Source organism: Shigella sp. FC1661, assembly GCF_001712525.1.
GTDB lineage: Bacteria > Pseudomonadota > Gammaproteobacteria > Enterobacterales > Enterobacteriaceae > Escherichia > Escherichia coli.
Genome location: NZ_MDGW01000600.1, coordinates 23,384 through 40,579, shown reverse-complemented (window position 1 = coordinate 40,579; position 17,196 = coordinate 23,384). Strand labels below are relative to the sequence as shown.

Genomic DNA, 17,196 nt, shown 5'->3' with positions numbered 1-17,196 from the left:
TAAGAAAGTGGCAGGCTCATATGACGGACCTCTGTAATGCGGTATCCAACCCGCGAATATCAGCGTGATTCACCGTCGGATTTACTGCTACGTCGCCCTCAGGGAATTAAACCTAAAAAGAAAATCGTCAAAATTAGAGATTCCGGTTTGACACGGAAAGTCATATCAGCGCTTACTGATCACCATCCCGCCAAAGGCAATCAACCAGACCACCGCGGTCTGCGAAATGGTTGCTGCCAGTCCGAGCATCACCGCCTGTTTAATGGTGCCTTTGATGGCGATGATAAACGCCGCCATCATCGTTTTTGAGTGCCCTGGTTCCAGACCATGAAGCGCACCAAGTAAGATGGCGCTGGGGATGAAGAACCAGGCGTTTCCTTGCTGAAGAAGAGTTGTAAATTCGGTCATGATAATAATTCTTAGTATTAATTCGGCAATCTGATTCTACTCCCCCCCAGTACCTGATACTACCCCCCAGTAGATTAATAGTGCTATGATTTTTCATATTCTTGTTAACCAGGTGTTGCCATGTCTCATACAATCCGTGATAAACAGAAACTGAAAGCGCGTGCCAGTAAGATTCAGGGCCAGGTCGTGGCGCTCAAGAAAATGCTCGACGAGCCGCACGAATGCGCTGCAGTTTTACAACAGATTGCTGCTATCCGTGGCGCGGTAAACGGTCTGATGCGGGAAGTGATTAAAGGTCATCTGACGGAACACATCGTTCACCAGGGGGATGAGCTAAAACGTGAAGAAGATCTGGATGTCGTTCTGAAGGTGCTGGATTCATATATCAAATAATTTATTAACGCGATTGTAAAACTGCCGTTTTTCCTCGTTTACAACGCGTGCGCTGGACATTACCATCCTCCTCTGCGATTTATCATCGCAACCAAACGACTCGGGGTGCCCTTCTGCGTGAAGGCTGAGAAATACCCGTATTACCTGATCTGGATAATGCCAGCGTAGGGAAGTCACGGACCACCAGGTCATTGCTTCTTCACGTTATGGCAGGAGCAAACTATGCAAGTCGACCTGCTGAGTTCCGCGCAATCTGCGCACACGTTACACCTTTTTCACCAACATTCCCCTCTTGTGCACTGCATGACCAACGATGTGGTGCAAACCTTTACTGCCAATACCTTGCTGGCGCTCGGTGCATCGCCAGCGATGGTTATCGAAACCGAAGAGGCCAGTCAGTTTGCGGCTATTGCTAGTGCGTTGCTGATTAACGTTGGCACGCTGACGCAGCCACGCGCACAGGCGATGCGTGCCGCCGTTGAGCAAGCAAAAAGCTCTCAAACCCCCTGGACGCTTGATCCTGTAGCGGTGGGTGCACTCGATTATCGCCGCCGTTTTTGTCTGGAACTTCTGTCTCATAAGCCAACCGCCATACGTGGTAATGCTTCGGAAATCATGGCATTAGCTGGCGTTGCTAATGGTGGACGGGGAGTGGATACCACTGACGCCGCAGCTAACGCAATACCCGCTGCACAAACACTGGCACGGGAAACTGGCGCAATCGTCGTGGTCACAGGCGAGGTGGATTATGTTACCGATGGGCATCGTATCGTTGGCATTCACGGTGGCGATCCGCTAATGACTAAAGTGGTAGGAACTGGCTGTGCATTATCGGCGGTTGTTGCTGCCTGTTGTGCGTTACCAGGCGATATGCTGGAAAATGTCGCATCTGCCTGTCACTGGATGAAACAAGCCGGAGAGCGCGCAGTCGCCAGAAGCGAGGGGCCAGGCAGTTTTGTTCCACATTTCCTTGATGCGCTCTGGCAATTGACGCAGGAGGTGCAGGCATGAAACGAATTAACGCTCTGACGATTGCCGGTACTGATCCCAGTGGTGGTGCGGGGATTCAGGCCGATCTTAAAACCTTCTCGGCACTTGGCGCTTATGGTTGCTCAGTTATTACTGCACTGGTGGCGCAAAATACCCGTGGCGTACAGTCGGTGTATCGCATTGAGCCTGATTTTGTCGCCGCCCAGCTCGATTCGGTGTTCAGCGATGTGCGAATCGACACCACTAAAATCGGTATGTTGGCGGAAACCGATATTGTTGAAGCGGTGGCAGAACGGTTGCAACGTTATCAGATCCAAAACGTGGTACTCGACACCGTTATGCTGGCAAAAAGCGGCGACCCGCTGCTTTCACCTTCGGCGGTTGCTACGCTGCGCAGTCGATTATTGCCACAGGTTTCATTAATAACGCCAAACTTGCCCGAAGCTGCCGCCTTGCTCGACGCGCCACACGCGCGCACCGAACAGGAAATGCTGGAACAAGGGCGATCGCTGTTGGCGATGGGCTGTGGCGCAGTGCTAATGAAAGGTGGTCATCTGGATGATGAGCAAAGCCCGGACTGGCTGTTTACCCGCGAGGGTGAACAACGGTTTACCGCACCGCGCATTATGACCAAAAACACCCACGGTACTGGTTGTACACTCTCTGCGGCGTTGGCTGCACTACGCCCGCGCCATACAAACTGGGCTGACACCGTACAGGAGGCAAAAAGCTGGCTTTCATCGGCGTTAGCCCAGGCCGACACGCTGGAAGTTGGTCACGGTATTGGTCCGGTTCACCACTTCCACGCCTGGTGGTGAGCACCGTACTATAGCTGCTTTGGTTATTGTCAGCCTTTGGCACTGACATTCAGGGATGAAACCAATGCAGCTAAGAATTACCAGTCGAAAAAAACTCACCGCTCTATTATGCGCTCTTGGGCTAATTTCCATCGTTGCAATTTATCCGCGTCAGACGGTGAATTTTTTCTATTCGACAGCAGTTCAGATTACAGACTACATCCACTTCTACGGTTATCGCCCGGTTAAATCTTTCGCTATTCGTATTCCTGCCAGTTACACCATTCACGGAATAGATGTTTCGCGCTGGCAGGAGCGGATCGACTGGCAGCGTGTGGCAAAAATGCGCGATAACGGTATTCGCTTACAATTTGCCTTTATTAAGGCGACGGAAGGCGAAAAGCTGGTGGACCCCTATTTTTCGCGTAACTGGCAACTAAGCCGTGAAAATGGCCTGCTGCGCGGGGCATATCATTATTTCTCCCCGTCGGTAGCAGCACCGGTTCAGGTGCGATTATTTCTGCAAACGGTAGATTTCTCACAAGGCGATTTCCCTGCGGTACTGGACGTAGAAGAGCGAGGAAAATTATCGGCAAAAGAATTACGCAAGAGGGTAAGTCAGTGGCTAAAAATGGTCGAAAAAAGTACGGGGAAAAAGCCGATTATTTACTCAGGAGCCGTTTTTTATCACACGAATCTGGCGGGCTATTTCAATGAATATCCGTGGTGGGTGGCTCACTACTATCAACGTCGTCCGGACAATGACGGCATGGCCTGGCGCTTCTGGCAGCATTCCGACCGTGGACAGGTAGATGGCATCAATGGTCCGGTGGATTTTAATGTGTTTAATGGCACGGTGGAGGAGTTGCAGGGGTTCGTTGATGGGATTAAAGAAACGCCTTAAATAAGAAGCAGTGATATACTCCCACCAGACTCCCTGGCAGGAAAAAGACAAATGGAACAAGCGCATACCCAGCTGATTGCCCAACTGAACGAACGTATTTTAGCGGCGGATAACACGCCGCTTTATATTAAGTTTGCCGAAACGGTAAAAAATGCCGTGCGCAGCGGGGTGCTGGAGCATGGCAATATTTTGCCCGGTGAGCGTGATTTAAGTCAGTTAACCGGCGTTTCGCGCATTACGGTGCGCAAGGCGATGCAGGCGCTGGAAGAAGAGGGTGTGGTGACGCGTTCGCGTGGTTACGGCACGCAGATCAACAACATCTTCGAATACTCGTTGAAAGAAGCGCGAGGTTTTTCTCAGCAGGTGGTATTGCGCGGGAAAAAGCCCGATACGCTATGGGTTAACAAGCGTGTCGTGAAATGTCCCGAAGAAGTCGCGCAGCAGCTGGCGGTCGAAGCAGGAAGTGATGTCTTTTTGCTTAAGCGTATTCGCTATGTCGATGAAGAAGCGGTATCGATTGAGGAATCGTGGGTTCCGGCGCATTTAATTCATGATGTTGATGCCATCGGGATTTCACTTTATGACTATTTCCGCAGCCAGCACATTTACCCACAACGTACGCGTTCCCGCGTTAGCGCCCGGATGCCGGATGCCGAGTTTCAGTCACATATTCAGTTAGATAGCAAAATACCGGTGCTGGTGATCAAGCAAGTGGCGCTTGACCAACAGCAACGGCCTATTGAGTACAGCATTAGCCACTGTCGCAGCGATCTATACGTTTTTGTGTGCGAGGAGTAGTTCCTCGCGCGTTGGCGCACAATCACCGCCCCGATGCCCGACAACCCACGACGCCACTGCATTGCCCAGTAATACGGCATCCGCCAGTGGCAGACCAGAGGCCAGCCCGGCATGACTGTCGCCCGCCCCAATGGTGTCGACAACTTGCGTTGGAAATGCCGGAATGCAGCCAGAAGCGTCGTTGCTGAAATACCATGCGCCTTCTTTATCGAGACGAACGATCAACGGCGCGGCAAATTTCTCCTGCCATTGCTTGCCAAGTGTTGTTATCTCTGCGGATAAAGCAAAACGTTCGGCGCAATCTCAGCCTCTTGACGATTGAGTGACACTAAAGGTCGACAGGCCATGATCCGCGCCAGTAATGCGTCCGGGATATCGCCAATACGTGGGCCAAAATCGATAAACGGCGTCACGTCTTGCAGCTCTTCCAGCCATTCCACTAACAATTCGCCGCAGGGCGAGGCCAGTTGATAACCGGAAAAATAGAGCAGGCTGCCAGGCGCAACGGTTAATCGCGCCAGCCACTGGCGATTCCACTGATTTTCCACACCGCTGAATGACATAAAAGTACGTTCGCCATCCGGCTCAACCAGCGCCAGACACCAGCCGTTATCGCCTTCGGCGTTATCGATCAGGCTGATTAACCCCTCTTTCGCCATCCGGTTGCGAATAATCTCCGCCCATACCCCCTGACCGAGCGGCAAGGCATTACCCGCTTCGATGCCGAGGCGCTTTAACGCCACGGCAATATTCAGTGCGCAGCCGCCAACGTTAACGCTCTGCTGTTTCAGTTCGATATCGCACCCACGCCAGGGGAGGACATAAGCGTCGGCGATCACGTCAATGACCGCCGCGCCGACGACCATCACCGACTGACGCGTGGTTAATTCAGGCAGCAGCGTGTGTAATCGAGCGCCGCTCATACCGCCTCCCGTTGTTGACGATATTTCGCCAGCGCTGTGGCATAGCGGTTGAAATCAAGCTGATTTACCGCATCCAGCTCCGCCTTTAACGGAGGATCGATAGCGTTAATGCCATGCAACGCGCCGCAGATTGCCGTCGCCATAGCACCGATGGTGTCTGTATCGCCGCCAAGGTTAGCGCAGAGGACGGCGCAACGGTTCGGGTCGGTTTGTGCCAGTTCAACCAGCGCAATGGCGCACGGAACGGACTCGATAGTGCTGGTACCTGCGCCAACGACCTGATACAGCTGTTCGCTGGCGGATTCAGTGCCGTCGGCATTGCGCACAATTTTCAGCGCAATCTCCAGACGTGCTGCCAGTGAGGCGCTGAAGGTGGTGATGCGTTTTTGCTGGGCATGTCGCGCAATTGAAGGCAGTGAATCTACAATCGCTGACCAGCTTTCTCCGTCAATGGCACGAGAAATCGCCCATGCGATGACTACCGCGCCCGCAACCGCCAGATCGGATTTATGGGTCGGGCTGGACGCCAGCGCCACATCATCAATAAAGGAATCAACATCACGCGCCGGAAGCAAACAACCTAATGGCGAGACGCGCATTGCCGCGCCGTTGGTCACGCCATTGTTTTCCAGTTCAGCAACGGGTTTACCGTCGCGAATGGCGTTGAGAGCAATCTTCGAGGTCGGACCTAGTACGTTTTTGTTAAAGGCGTCGAAACGCAGCGCCCAGTCGAGAATATTACGCCCAATAAGATTCGGATCGATCTTGCCTTCACGTTCCAGTAACGCATCCGCCAGACACAGCGCCATCGAGGTATCGTCGGTGAATTCGGCGCGGTTAAAATAACAGGCCGCGTTATTCTCCTTTGGTCCAGGAAGAAAACGGTCAATCCAGCCAAAGTGTGCTTTAACGCGGCTGCGTGGCCAAAGCTCGGAGGGCATCCCCATCGCATCCCCTAACGCCTGCCCATAAAGAGCACCGAGAATACGTTCTGTTTTCATTTAACTTCCCCTTGTGTCAACGCAATATCGCGATCATCGACCTTGATAGCCGTAATTTCGTTGTCGGATTCGCGGAAAAAAATCATGAACAGCACGGCGATAATGGCAATCATCACCGCGCCGAAAGTCCACATCCCGGACCAGTTGAAAGTCAGTCCGTTTACCGGTTCCTGATAAGCGAACATCTTTTCCATCATCACACCGCCAAGACGATAGCCGAGCAAACTGCCGAAGCCCTGGCAGCAGAGCGTGATCAGCCCCTGCGCAGCGGTACGCATATGCACGGGGGCTTTTTTATCGACATAGATGTAAGCGGTAACGTAGTAAAAATCGTAACTTACGCCGTGAAGCAAAATACCGAGGAACAGTAACGCGTAGGTGAAATATTCATCCGCACTACCGTAAATAAAGAAGCCATAGCGGATCGCAGCGGTGACCAGACCAAGCAATAACACCTTTTTGATACCAAAGCGTTTAGTGAAAAACGGCAATGCCAGCATAAAGAAGATTTCAGAGAACTGGCCGAGCGTCATCCAGCCGGTGGCGTTTTTCATGCCAACTTCGGTCAGATAACCGTTGGCAAAGATGTAATAGAACGCCAGTGGCATCGCAAACAGGAATGAACAGAAGAAAAAGACGAGGAAGTTTTTATCGCGCAGCAGGATCAGCGCATCCAGGCCGAGCATGACTTTAATATCCATTTTGCCGGTGCTTTTTGGTGGCGTGTCGGGCAGGAAAAACGCAAACACACCGAGCAGAGCAGAACTTCCGGCGGTAATCAGCAGCGGGATGTTAGTCGGTGAGATATCGGCATACCCCAGTATTTGCGGCAAGAAACCACATGCCAGACCGGAGGCAATCCAGCCGATAGTGCCCATCACACGAATGCGCGGGAAATCACGCTCAACATCCGGCACGTTGGCAAAAGCGATGCTGTTAGTCAGCGCAATGGTCGGCATATAGGTTAGCGAGTAGGCCAGCAGTAACGGGAAGAACCCGGCAAAAGTGGTCTGTTGCGCAGCGAAATACATCAGCAGCGCGCCTGCGAACATCAATACCGCCAGCACTTTCTGCGCCGAGAAAAAGCGGTCAGTGATGGAGCCAACCAGAATTGGCGACAGGATCGCCGCAATGGCGGTACAGGCATACGACCAGCCAATTTCTCCGGCACTAAAACCGCTTTTACTTAACCACAACCACAATGGCACAAACCACGCGCCCCAGATAAACCATTCAACAAACATCATGAACGACAGCTTTGCTGTTGTTTTCATCTTTTAATTCCTTCATGACAGGTAATGTAAGGTACGCGATGACAATACCACTTAATAATGCCTTTTAAATACCTTTGCGGTGAAAACTTGACCGCGCTAACATTTTTTCTGATGAATCGAGCCAACAGAAAACGCTGAAAAAACATCCAAAAGATGGAAAAACTCGCCCGTAACGACCAGGATTATGATTGCCCGCAAAAGGCGGGCCAGGAAAATCCATAGCCGATATCCAATCGGAATTTACGGGAGCATAGTAATGACAGATATTGCGCAGTTGCTTGGCAAAGACGCCGACAACCTTTTACAGCACCGTTGTATGACTATTCCTTCTGACCAGCTTTATCTCCCCGGACATGACTACGTAGACCGCGTGATGATTGACAATAATCGCCCGCCTGCGGTGTTACGTAATATGCAGACGTTGTACAACACCGGGCGTCTGGCTGGCACAGGATATCTTTCTATTCTGCCGGTTGACCAGGGCGTTGAGCACTCTGCCGGAGCTTCATTTGCTGCTAACCCGCTCTACTTTGACCCGAAAAACATTGTTGAACTGGCGATCGAAGCGGGCTGTAACTGTGTGGCGTCAACTTACGGCGTGCTGGCGTCGGTATCGCGGCGTTATGCGCATCGCATTCCATTCCTCGTCAAACTTAATCACAACGAGACGCTAAGTTACCCGAATACCTACGATCAAACGCTGTATGCCAGCGTGGAGCAGGCGTTCAACATGGGCGCGGTTGCGGTTGGTGCGACTATCTATTTTGGCTCGGAAGAGTCACGTCGCCAGATTGAAGAAATTTCTGCGGCTTTTGAACGTGCGCACGAGCTGGGCATGGTGACAGTGCTGTGGGCCTATTTGCGTAACTCCGCCTTTAAGAAAGATGGCGTTGATTACCATGTTTCCGCCGACCTGACTGGTCAGGCGAACCATCTGGCGGCGACCATTGGCGCGGACATCGTCAAACAGAAAATGGCGGAAAATAACGGCGGTTATAAAGCGATTAATTACGGTTATACCGACGATCGCGTGTACAGCAAGTTAACCAGCGAAAACCCGATTGATCTGGTGCGTTATCAGTTAGCTAACTGCTATATGGGCCGGGCAGGGTTGATAAACTCCGGCGGTGCTGCAGGCGGTGAAACTGACCTCAGTGATGCAGTGCGTACTGCGGTTATCAACAAACGCGCTGGCGGAATGGGGCTGATTCTTGGACGTAAGGCGTTCAAGAAATCGATGGCTGACGGCGTGAAACTGATTAACGCCGTGCAGGACGTTTATCTCGATAGCAAAATTACTATCGCCTGATACGCCTTATACGAACAACACCACCCCGTAGGACGGATAAGGCGTTTACGCTGCATCCGGCAACCTATGCCTGATGCGACGCTGAAGCGTCTTATCATGCCTACATAGCACTGCCACGTATGTTTACACCGCATCCGGCATAAAAACACGCGCACTTTGCTACGGCTTCCCTATCGGGAGGCCGTTTTTTTGCCTTTCACTCCTCGAACAATTTTCATATTGTCGTTTTTGTGATCGTTATCTCGATATTTAAAAACAAATAATTTCATTATATTTTGAAATCGAAAACAAACAGCAGGATATGAAAATGTACGTGGTATCGACAAAGCAGATGCTGAACAACGCACAGCGCGGCGGTTATGCGGTTCCGGCATTCAATATTCACAATCTCGAAACGATGCAAGTGGTGGTGGAAACCGCTGCCAACCTGCATGCGCCGGTCATCATCGCCGGAACGCCTGGCACATTTACTCATGCTGGTACAGAAAATCTGTTGGCGCTGGTCAGCGCGATGGCGAAGCAATATCACCATCCACTGGCAATTCATCTCGACCATCACACGAAATTTGACGATATCGCTCAGAAGGTTCGTTTTGGCGTGCGCTCAGTCATGATTGACGCCTCGCATTTGCCTTTTGCGCAAAATATTTCACGGGTCAAAGAGGTGGTGGATTTTTGCCATCGCTTTGATGTCAGCGTCGAAGCGGAGCTGGGGCAACTTGGCGGCCAGGAAGATGATGTGCAAGTCAATGAAGCCGATGCTTTTTATACCAACCCCGCTCAGGCGCGTGAATTTGCCGAGGCAACCGGAATTGATTCCCTGGCGGTCGCCATCGGCACGGCTCATGGTATGTATGCCAGCGCACCGGCGCTTGATTTTTCTCGACTGGAGAACATTCGCCAGTGGGTGAACTTACCGCTGGTGCTGCATGGCGCGTCAGGATTATCGACTAAGGATATTCAGCAAACCATCAAACTGGGGATATGCAAAATCAACGTTGCAACGGAGCTGAAAAATGCCTTCTCGCAGGCGTTAAAAAATTACCTGACCGAGCACCCCGAAGCGACCGATCCCCGGGATTATTTGCAGTCGGCTAAATCCGCAATGCGCGATGTGGTGAGCAAAGTGATTGCCGATTGTGGCTGCGAGGGCAGGGCATAACGCACCTGCCATTTAACAAGGAAAAAACATGAAAACGTTAATTGCCCGGCATAAAGCTGGTGAACATATCGGCATATGTTCAGTCTGTTCTGCCCATCCGTTGGTTATCGAAGCGGCGCTGGCATTTGATCGCAACAGCACGCGCAAAGTGCTGATTGAAGCAACGTCAAACCAGGTCAATCAATTTGGCGGTTATACCGGAATGACACCGGCAGACTTTCGCGAATTTGTTTTTACGATTGCCGATAAAGTTGGGTTTGCACGCGAACGCATTATTCTCGGCGGCGATCATCTGGGGCCAAACTGCTGGCAGCAAGAAAATGCGGATGCGGCGATGGAAAAATCCGTCGAGCTGGTAAAAGCATATGTTCGTGCTGGCTTCAGTAAAATTCATCTTGATGCGTCAATGTCCTGCGCGGGGGATCCCATACCGTTAGCACCAGAAACGGTTGCGGAACGAGCTGCTGTGCTTTGCTTTGCTTTGCTTTGCTGCGGAAAGTGTGGCGACAGATTGCCAGCGTGAGCAACTGAGCTATGTCATTGGCACCGAAGTTCCGGTTCCGGGCGGTGAGGCCAGCGCCATTCAGTCAGTACACATCACCCATGTTGAAGATGCCGCCAATACTTTACGTACGCATCAAAAGGCCTTTATTGCCCGTGGGCTGACAGAGGCGTTAACACGTGTGATTGCCATCGTGGTGCAGCCGGGTGTGGAATTTGATCACAGCAATATTATCCATTATCAGCCGCAGGAAGCGCAGGCGCTGGCGCAATGGATAGAAAACACCCGAATGGTTTATGAAGCACATTCTACCGATTACCAGACCCGAACGGCTTATTGGGAATTAGTCCGCGATCACTTTGCAATATTGAAAGTCGGTCCCGCATTAACCTTTGCTTTACGCGAGGCGATATTTGCACTGGCACAAATTGAGCAGGAACTTATCGCCCCCGAAAATCGCAGCGGTTGCCTGGCGGTAATTGAAGAAGTGATGCTCGACGAACCGCAATACTGGAAAAAATATTATCGTACGGGTTTTAACGATTCATTACTGGATATTCGTTACAGCCTGTCGGATCGTATTCGTTATTACTGGCCGCATAGTCGGATTAAAAATAGCGTCGAAACGATGATGGTGAATCTTGAAGGCGTGGACATCCCACTGGGCATGATTAGTCAGTATCTTCCCAAACAATTTGAACGCATTCAGTCCGGGGAATTATCAGCAATACCGCATCAGCTGATTATGGATAAAATTTATGATGTTTTGCGCGCCTATCGCTACGGCTGTGCGGAATAAGGACGGTATATGACTAACCTGTTTGTTCGTAGCGGAATTTCTTTTGTCGATCGTAGCGAAGTTTTAACCCATATCGGTAATGAGATGCTCGCCAAAGGTGTGGTTCATGATACCAGGCCACAGGCATTAATTGCCAGAGAAGCAGAATTCCCTACCGGGATAATGCTTGAGCAGCACGCCATTGCAATACCGCATTGTGAGGCGATTCATGCTAAGTCGTCAGCCATTTATCTGTTAAGGCCAACAAATAAAGTTCATTTTCAGCAAGCGGATGATGATAACGACGTGGAGGTATCGTTGGTTATTGCGTTGATTGTGGAAAATCCGCAGCAGCAATTGAAACTTTTACGCTGTTTATTTGGCAAGTTACAACAGCCCGATATCGTCGAGACACTAATCACTCTTCCTGAAACCCAGTTAAAGGAATACTTCACAAAGTATGTTTTAGATTCAGACGAATAAATCCCTCTGTAACAATAAAAAGGACTATTTATGAAACGCAAGATTATTGTCGCTTGCGGAGGCGCGGTTGCGACCTCTACGATGGCGGCGGAAGAAATTAAAGAGTTGTGTCAGAATCATAATATTCCTGTTGAATTAATCCAGTGTCGGGTTAATGAAATAGAAACCTATATGGATGGTGTGCATTTGATATGCACCACTGCCAAAGTGGATCGTAGTTTTGGCGATATTCCGTTAGTTCACGGCATGCCTTTTATTTCTGGTATCGGTATCGAAGCATTACAAAATAAAATTCTGACTATCTTACAGGGGTGACCTATGTTTTCAGAAGTCATGCGTTATATTCTCGACCTCGGCCCTACGGTGATGCTTCCGATTGTCATCATTATTTTTTCTAAAATATTAGGCATGAAGGCAGGCGATTGCTTTAAAGCGGGTCTGCATATCGGGATTGGCTTTGTTGGCATTGGCCTTGTGATTGGCTTAATGCTGGATTCCATTGGTCCGGCGGCGAAAGCGATGGCGGAAAATTTCGACCTGAATCTGCATGTGGTCGATGTCGGCTGGCCGGGCTCTTCACCAATGACCTGGGCGTCGCAAATTGCGCTGGTGGCGATTCCGATTGCGATTCTGGTTAACGTGGCGATGTTACTGACCCGTATGACGCGGGTGGTAAATATTGATATCTGGAATATCTGGCATATGACCTTCACCGGCGCGTTGCTGCATCTGGCAACCGGTTCATGGATGATAGGGATGGCAGGTGTGGTAATTCACGCGGCGTTTGTTTATAAGCTCGGCGACTGGTTTGCCCGCGATACCCGAAATTTCTTTGAGCTGGAAGGTATTGCTATTCCGCACGGTACGTCGGCGTATATGGGGCCGATTGCGGTGCTGGTCGATGCTATCATCGAGAAAATCCCAGGCGTTAACCGAATTAAATTTAGCGCCGACGATATTCAGCGCAAATTTGGTCCATTTGGCGAGCCTGTCACCGTGGGTTTTGTGATGGGGCTGATTATCGGCATCCTCGCGGGTTACGATGTCAAAGGTGTATTGCAGCTGGCGGTAAAAACGGCGGCAGTGATGCTGCTAATGCCACGGGTGATTAAACCCATCATGGATGGTTTAACGCCCATCGCTAAGCAGGCCCGTAGTCGTTTACAGGCGAAGTTCGGCGGTCAGGAGTTCCTGATTGGCCTGGATCCCGCATTACTGCTGGGGCATACGGCGGTGGTATCGGCAAGCCTGATTTTTATCCCGCTCACCATTTTAATTGCTGTTTGTGTTCCGGGTAATCAGGTGCTGCCGTTTGGCGATCTTGCCACCATCGGCTTCTTTGTGGCGATGGCAGTCGCCGTGCATCGTGGAAATCTGTTCCGCACCTTAATCTCGGGTGTCATCATCATGAGCATCACTCTGTGGATCGCGACGCAAACTATTGGTTTGCACACCCAACTGGCGGCTAATGCTGGGGCGTTAAAAGCCGGGGGTATGGTGACTTCAATGGATCAGGGCGGTTCTCCCATTACCTGGTTACTGATTCAGTTTTTCTCCCCGCAAAATATTCCCGGTTTCATTATTATCGGTGCAATTTATCTGACCGGTATTTTCATGACCTGGCGTAGAGCGCGTGGCTTTATTAAACAAGAGAAAGTCGTTCTCGCAGAATAATTTTTACCTGAGGGGGAGGTTATCCCCCTTAACAATCAGGAGTTTTTATGAAATCAGTGGTGAATGATACTGATGGTATCGTGCGCGTTGCAGAAAGCGTCATTCCTGAAATTAAACATCAGGATGAGGTGCGGGTAAAAATTGCCAGCTCGGGCTTATGTGGTTCCGATTTACCCAGGATATTTAAAAATGGTGCACATTATTATCCAATAACGTTAGGCCATGAATTTAGCGGCTATATTGATGCGGTGGGATCCGGTGTTGATGATTTACACCCTGGCGATGCGGTTGCTGTGTGCCGTTATTACCCTGTTTTACTTGTCCAGAGTGTCTGAAAGGGTTTTATTCCCAGTGCGCAAAATATGATTTTATTGGCTCGCGGCGTGATGGTGGATTTGCTGAATATATTGTCGTTAAGCGAAAAAATGTCTTTGCTCTACCCACGGATATGCCTATTGAGGATGGGGCTTTTATTGAGCCGATTACCGTTGGTCTGCATGCTTTTCATTTAGCGCAAGGTTGTGAGAATAAAAACGTTATTATTATTGGTGCCGGAACCATTGGCCTGCTGGCTATTCAGTGCGCTGTCGCGCTGGGAGCAAAGAGTGTGACGGCTATCGACATTAGCTCAGAAAAACTGGCACTGGCAAAATTTTTCGGTGCGATGCAAACATTTAACAGTAGCGAAATGAGCGCGCCGCAAATGCAGAGCGTTTTACGCGAACTGCGTTTTAATCAGCTTATCCTCGAGACGGCTGGCGTACCGCAAACTGTCGAACTGGCGGTAGAGATTGCCGGTCCTCATGCCCAACTGGCGCTGGTGGGCACGTTGCATCAGGATCTGCATTTAACATCGGCAACGTTTGGCAAAATATTGCGTAAAGAGCTGACGGTTATCGGCAGTTGGATGAACTATTCCAGCCCTTGGCCGGGGCAGGAGTGGGAAACGGCGAGCCGGTTGCTGACAGAACGTAAGTTAAGCCTGGAGCCATTAATCGCTCACCGTGGAAGCTTTGAAAGCTTCACCCAGGCGGTGCGTGACATCGCTCGTAATGCCATGCCGGGCAAAGTGTTGCTCATTCCATGAAACCGCGGGCCAGCGTGATGCTGGCCCGGTATTGTGCAAAACAGATCATTCACCAATGGTCCCCCTTCGTTTACACTAGCCACAATTGAATATGGGTAAATGACGATGAATTCATTCGAGCGAAGGAATAAGATCATCCAATTAGTGAATGAACAGGGAACCGTGCTTGTTCAGGATCTGGCGGGAGTATTTGCTGCCTCGGAAGCGACAATCCGTGCCGATTTGCGCTTTCTCGAACAAAAAGGCGTGGTTACGCGCTTTCATGGCGGTGCGGCGAAAATAATGTCCGGTAATAGTGAAACCGAGACCCAGGAAGTCGGGTTTAAAGAGCGATTTCAGCTCGCCAGCGCGCCAAAAAACAGAATAGCGCAGGCGGCAGTCAAAATGATCCATGAAGGGATGACCGTTATTCTCGACAGCGGAAGTACCACAATGCTTATCGCCGAAGGATTAATGACCGCTAAAAATATCACGGTGATTACCAACAGTCTCCCGGCAGCGTTTGCCCTTTCCGAAAATAAAGACATTACTCTGGTCGTCTGTGGTGGCACGGTCCGCCATAAAACGCGCTCGATGCATGGTTCCATTGCCGAGCGGTCATTGCAGGATATTAATGCCGATTTAATGTTTGTCGGTGCTGATGGTATTGATGCGGTTAATGGTATTACGACCTTTAATGAAGGTTATTCGATTAGCGGTGCGATGGTCACCGCCGCTAATAAAGTGATTGCCGTTCTCGATTCATCGAAATTTAACCGTCGCGGTTTTAATCAGGTACTGCCAATCGAAAAAATTGACATTATTATTACCGATGATGCTGTATCAGAGGTGGATAAACTGGCATTGCAGAAGACACGGGTAAAATTAATTACGGTGTAGTATTGTTCTGTATGCCGGATAAGGTATTTACACCTCATCCGGCATTACGGATTCTCCCTGGTTCAAGAGAGAATAGTTTGATTAACGCAATAATGGACAATCTGGTGGTAATCGACAACGCAACGCCGCCGGAAGTATTTCAATATGAAAGTTTTGTCCACTCAACGGTTCGCCATCAAGATTAAAAGTGATTTCGTGTGGAGCTTGTATATCAAACCACGACGAAGCGCCTTCGATAATATTCGGGTTATCTTCGTCAGATTTTAAAGTTGATACGAGAGCCGGAAGAATTTCATCGCCGGTAAAAATGCGCAGTTGCAGCAAGCCATCGTTAATTAACGCGTTCGGGCACAATTGTTGACCGCCACCGGCCTGACGCCCGTTACCAATACCAATGACCAGGGCGTCACCTTGCCAGTGAAAGTTTTCACCGCGGATTTCACAACGGTCCGGTTGCAGAGTATCCATACGCATTAAGCCATGAATGATGTATGAGACGCCACCCAGCGCGGCTTTTAATTTTTCCGGCGTTTCTGTGGTAATACGCGTCCCAAACCCGCCTGTCGCCATATTAATAAAACAGGTTTGTTTGTTGACCTGCGCCATATCTATCGCAATGGCATTACCGGCAATTGCCAGTTTCAGCGCCTTATCCAGTGCCTCAGGAATCCCTACACTGGTGGCAAAATCATTGGCGGTTCCTAATGGCAAAATTCCCAGCGCGGGTATGTCATCCCCCTCACACTGAATCAACGCCGTAGAAACTTCATTAATGGTGCCATCGCCACCACCGGCAATCACCGTTGCGACGCCCAACTTCCGGGCCTCCTCTACAAATCGTGCGGCATCACCTTTCTCCCAGGTGACCCGCACATGGATCGTCATTCCTTCCTCACGCAACAGCATAATTGCTTCGCGCAAGGGTAGATTGTCAGTACTTTTGCCATTAAGAATCAGTAAGCTGGCGGGAAATTCTGCCATGATCGTATGTGCCTTTATGATTGGTCTGTAGATAGTGTAGAGCAGAAAAGAAAAGGTGGAGTCAGAACAGGATGAAAGTCGGAGGATAAAAAGTCAGTTCAAGTATGGAGGATTCAGTGGTTACCACCAGGAGCTTGCAATGGGAACAGCGAATATTAACGGTAACCACCGATAAATTTCAAAAAAGAGCATATACCTAATATTCAACTAAACAGTGGCATCTTCAATATAATATATTAAAGCCCCCATGGAGTTACCCTGAAGGGCCTCAATGTCCGTAATTCCTACTTATGTAGGAAATGTTGTACAGAACATTTATTATAATCCTATTCAATTATAATAATCATGCCATTATTATATTTAAACACTAGAGAGTGTCGTTGGTATTTAATGGGGGAAGGTGAGATGAAAAAGATAGCTGCTATATCATTAACTAGTGTTTTTCTTATATCTGGTTGTGCTGTGCATAATGATGAGACAAGTATCGGTAAATTTGGTCTTGCATATAAAAGTAATATTCAGCGTAAACTCGATAACCAATACTACACCGAAGCCGAAGCTTCTTTAGCCAGGGGTAGAATATCTGGTGCAGAAAATATAGTAAAAAATGATGCAACTCATTTCTGTGTTACTCAGGGCAAAAAAATGCAAATAGTTGAGCTGAAGACAGAAGGTGTAGGATTACATGGTGTCGCTCGTCTGACATTCAAATGTGGAGAGTGAGAATATTTTTTGGTAAGCGTCAACTATGCGCGTTCTGGCTGTGCGTAGCCGGAACCTGTGGGAGCACGATGCCGATAAGTGAAAGGCATCGTGCTATGAAGGAGGATTCTATCGATGTGGTCAATGGAAG

General features: G+C 49.7%; 15 protein-coding genes, 4 pseudogenes and 1 riboswitch. Of the genes and pseudogenes, 14 read left to right on the top strand and 5 right to left on the bottom strand.

What is annotated here, in order from left to right; translation table 11 throughout:
- Nucleotides 1–168: 168 nt before the first annotated feature.
- Nucleotides 169–408, bottom strand: a pseudogene (gene rcnA, locus BFF42_RS25660) (nickel/cobalt efflux protein RcnA); the annotation flags it as partial.
- 120 nt (nucleotides 409–528) lie between these two features.
- Here rcnA and rcnR point away from each other — a divergent pair.
- The 5 genes from rcnR (at nucleotide 529) to BFF42_RS25635 (ending at nucleotide 4,290) form a co-directional block, all read left to right on the top strand.
- Nucleotides 529–801 carry a Ni(II)/Co(II)-binding transcriptional repressor RcnR gene (gene rcnR / locus BFF42_RS25655; protein ID WP_000019944.1) on the top strand — a complete coding sequence of 91 codons (273 nt, stop codon included), beginning with the start codon at nucleotides 529–531 and terminating at the stop codon, nucleotides 799–801.
- Nucleotides 802–892: 91 nt separating this feature from the next.
- Nucleotides 893–989, top strand: a riboswitch (TPP riboswitch).
- Between the two features lie 34 nt (nucleotides 990–1,023).
- Nucleotides 1,024–1,812 (top strand): hydroxyethylthiazole kinase, encoded by a 789-nt coding sequence (gene thiM, locus BFF42_RS25650; protein ID WP_001195636.1) that lies wholly within the window; start codon nucleotides 1,024–1,026, stop codon nucleotides 1,810–1,812.
- A complete protein-coding gene (thiD, locus tag BFF42_RS25645; protein ID WP_000822274.1) occupies nucleotides 1,809–2,609 on the top strand; it encodes a bifunctional hydroxymethylpyrimidine kinase/phosphomethylpyrimidine kinase in 801 nt (266 codons plus the stop codon). Before thiM ends, thiD begins: the two co-directional genes overlap by 4 nt.
- A 64-nt stretch (nucleotides 2,610–2,673) precedes the next feature.
- Nucleotides 2,674–3,492: a glycoside hydrolase family 25 protein gene (locus tag BFF42_RS25640; protein ID WP_005031483.1), complete on the top strand. Its 819-nt coding sequence runs from the start codon at nucleotides 2,674–2,676 to the stop codon at nucleotides 3,490–3,492.
- Nucleotides 3,493–3,543: 51 nt separating this feature from the next.
- Entirely contained in the window at nucleotides 3,544–4,290 is a 747-nt protein-coding gene (locus BFF42_RS25635; protein WP_000434038.1) for a GntR family transcriptional regulator, read from the top strand.
- Here the strand turns inward: BFF42_RS25635 and BFF42_RS25630 are convergent.
- From BFF42_RS25630 to BFF42_RS25620, 3 genes and pseudogenes are all read right to left on the bottom strand, one after another.
- Nucleotides 4,264–5,213, bottom strand: a pseudogene (locus BFF42_RS25630) (carbohydrate kinase family protein). The gene BFF42_RS25635 and the pseudogene BFF42_RS25630 sit on opposite strands and share 27 nt — an antisense overlap.
- Nucleotides 5,210–6,214: an ADP-ribosylglycohydrolase family protein gene (locus BFF42_RS25625; RefSeq protein ID WP_000846236.1), complete on the bottom strand. Its 1,005-nt coding sequence runs from the start codon at nucleotides 6,212–6,214 to the stop codon at nucleotides 5,210–5,212. The pseudogene BFF42_RS25630 and the gene BFF42_RS25625 overlap by 4 nt, the downstream one beginning before the upstream one ends.
- Nucleotides 6,211–7,488: a nucleoside permease gene (locus BFF42_RS25620; RefSeq protein ID WP_000858484.1), complete on the bottom strand. Its 1,278-nt coding sequence runs from the start codon at nucleotides 7,486–7,488 to the stop codon at nucleotides 6,211–6,213. Before BFF42_RS25620 ends, BFF42_RS25625 begins: the two co-directional genes overlap by 4 nt.
- Before the next feature lie 256 nt (nucleotides 7,489–7,744).
- Here BFF42_RS25620 and fbaB point away from each other — a divergent pair, with 256 nt between their 5' ends.
- The 8 genes and pseudogenes from fbaB to BFF42_RS25580 all read left to right on the top strand — a co-directional run bounded on the left by fbaB (nucleotide 7,745) and on the right by BFF42_RS25580 (nucleotide 15,362).
- On the top strand, nucleotides 7,745–8,797 hold the full coding sequence (gene fbaB / locus BFF42_RS25615) for a class I fructose-bisphosphate aldolase (protein ID WP_000129551.1): 1,053 nt from the start codon (nucleotides 7,745–7,747) through the stop codon (nucleotides 8,795–8,797).
- A 307-nt stretch (nucleotides 8,798–9,104) separates the two neighbouring features.
- Nucleotides 9,105–9,959 carry a tagatose-bisphosphate aldolase subunit GatY gene (gene gatY / locus BFF42_RS25610; protein WP_039059210.1) on the top strand — a complete coding sequence of 285 codons (855 nt, stop codon included), beginning with the start codon at nucleotides 9,105–9,107 and terminating at the stop codon, nucleotides 9,957–9,959.
- Between the two features lie 28 nt (nucleotides 9,960–9,987).
- Nucleotides 9,988–11,260 (top strand): annotated as a pseudogene (gatZ, locus tag BFF42_RS25605) (tagatose-bisphosphate aldolase subunit GatZ).
- A gap of 9 nt (nucleotides 11,261–11,269) precedes the next feature.
- Nucleotides 11,270–11,722: a PTS galactitol transporter subunit IIA gene (gene gatA, locus BFF42_RS25600; RefSeq protein WP_000182888.1), complete on the top strand. Its 453-nt coding sequence runs from the start codon at nucleotides 11,270–11,272 to the stop codon at nucleotides 11,720–11,722.
- 30 nt (nucleotides 11,723–11,752) lie between these two features.
- Entirely contained in the window at nucleotides 11,753–12,037 is a 285-nt protein-coding gene (gene gatB / locus BFF42_RS25595) for a PTS galactitol transporter subunit IIB (RefSeq protein ID WP_000823270.1), read from the top strand.
- 3 nt (nucleotides 12,038–12,040) lie between these two features.
- On the top strand, nucleotides 12,041–13,396 hold the full coding sequence (locus BFF42_RS25590) for a PTS galactitol transporter subunit IIC (protein WP_039060130.1): 1,356 nt from the start codon (nucleotides 12,041–12,043) through the stop codon (nucleotides 13,394–13,396).
- 47 nt (nucleotides 13,397–13,443) lie between these two features.
- A pseudogene (gene gatD / locus BFF42_RS25585) lies at nucleotides 13,444–14,483 on the top strand (galactitol-1-phosphate 5-dehydrogenase).
- 105 nt (nucleotides 14,484–14,588) lie between these two features.
- Entirely contained in the window at nucleotides 14,589–15,362 is a 774-nt protein-coding gene (locus BFF42_RS25580; protein WP_001295426.1) for a DeoR/GlpR family DNA-binding transcription regulator, read from the top strand.
- Nucleotides 15,363–15,443: 81 nt separating this feature from the next.
- On the opposite strand, the gene yegS is transcribed toward BFF42_RS25580, so the two are convergent.
- Nucleotides 15,444–16,343 carry a lipid kinase YegS gene (gene yegS / locus BFF42_RS25575; RefSeq protein ID WP_000807346.1) on the bottom strand — a complete coding sequence of 300 codons (900 nt, stop codon included), beginning with the start codon at nucleotides 16,341–16,343 and terminating at the stop codon, nucleotides 15,444–15,446.
- A 405-nt stretch (nucleotides 16,344–16,748) separates the two neighbouring features.
- Between yegS and yegR the strand changes: the two genes are divergently transcribed.
- Nucleotides 16,749–17,066 (top strand): protein YegR, encoded by a 318-nt coding sequence (gene yegR / locus BFF42_RS25570; RefSeq protein ID WP_024258580.1) that lies wholly within the window; start codon nucleotides 16,749–16,751, stop codon nucleotides 17,064–17,066.
- Nucleotides 17,067–17,196 lie beyond the last annotated feature (130 nt).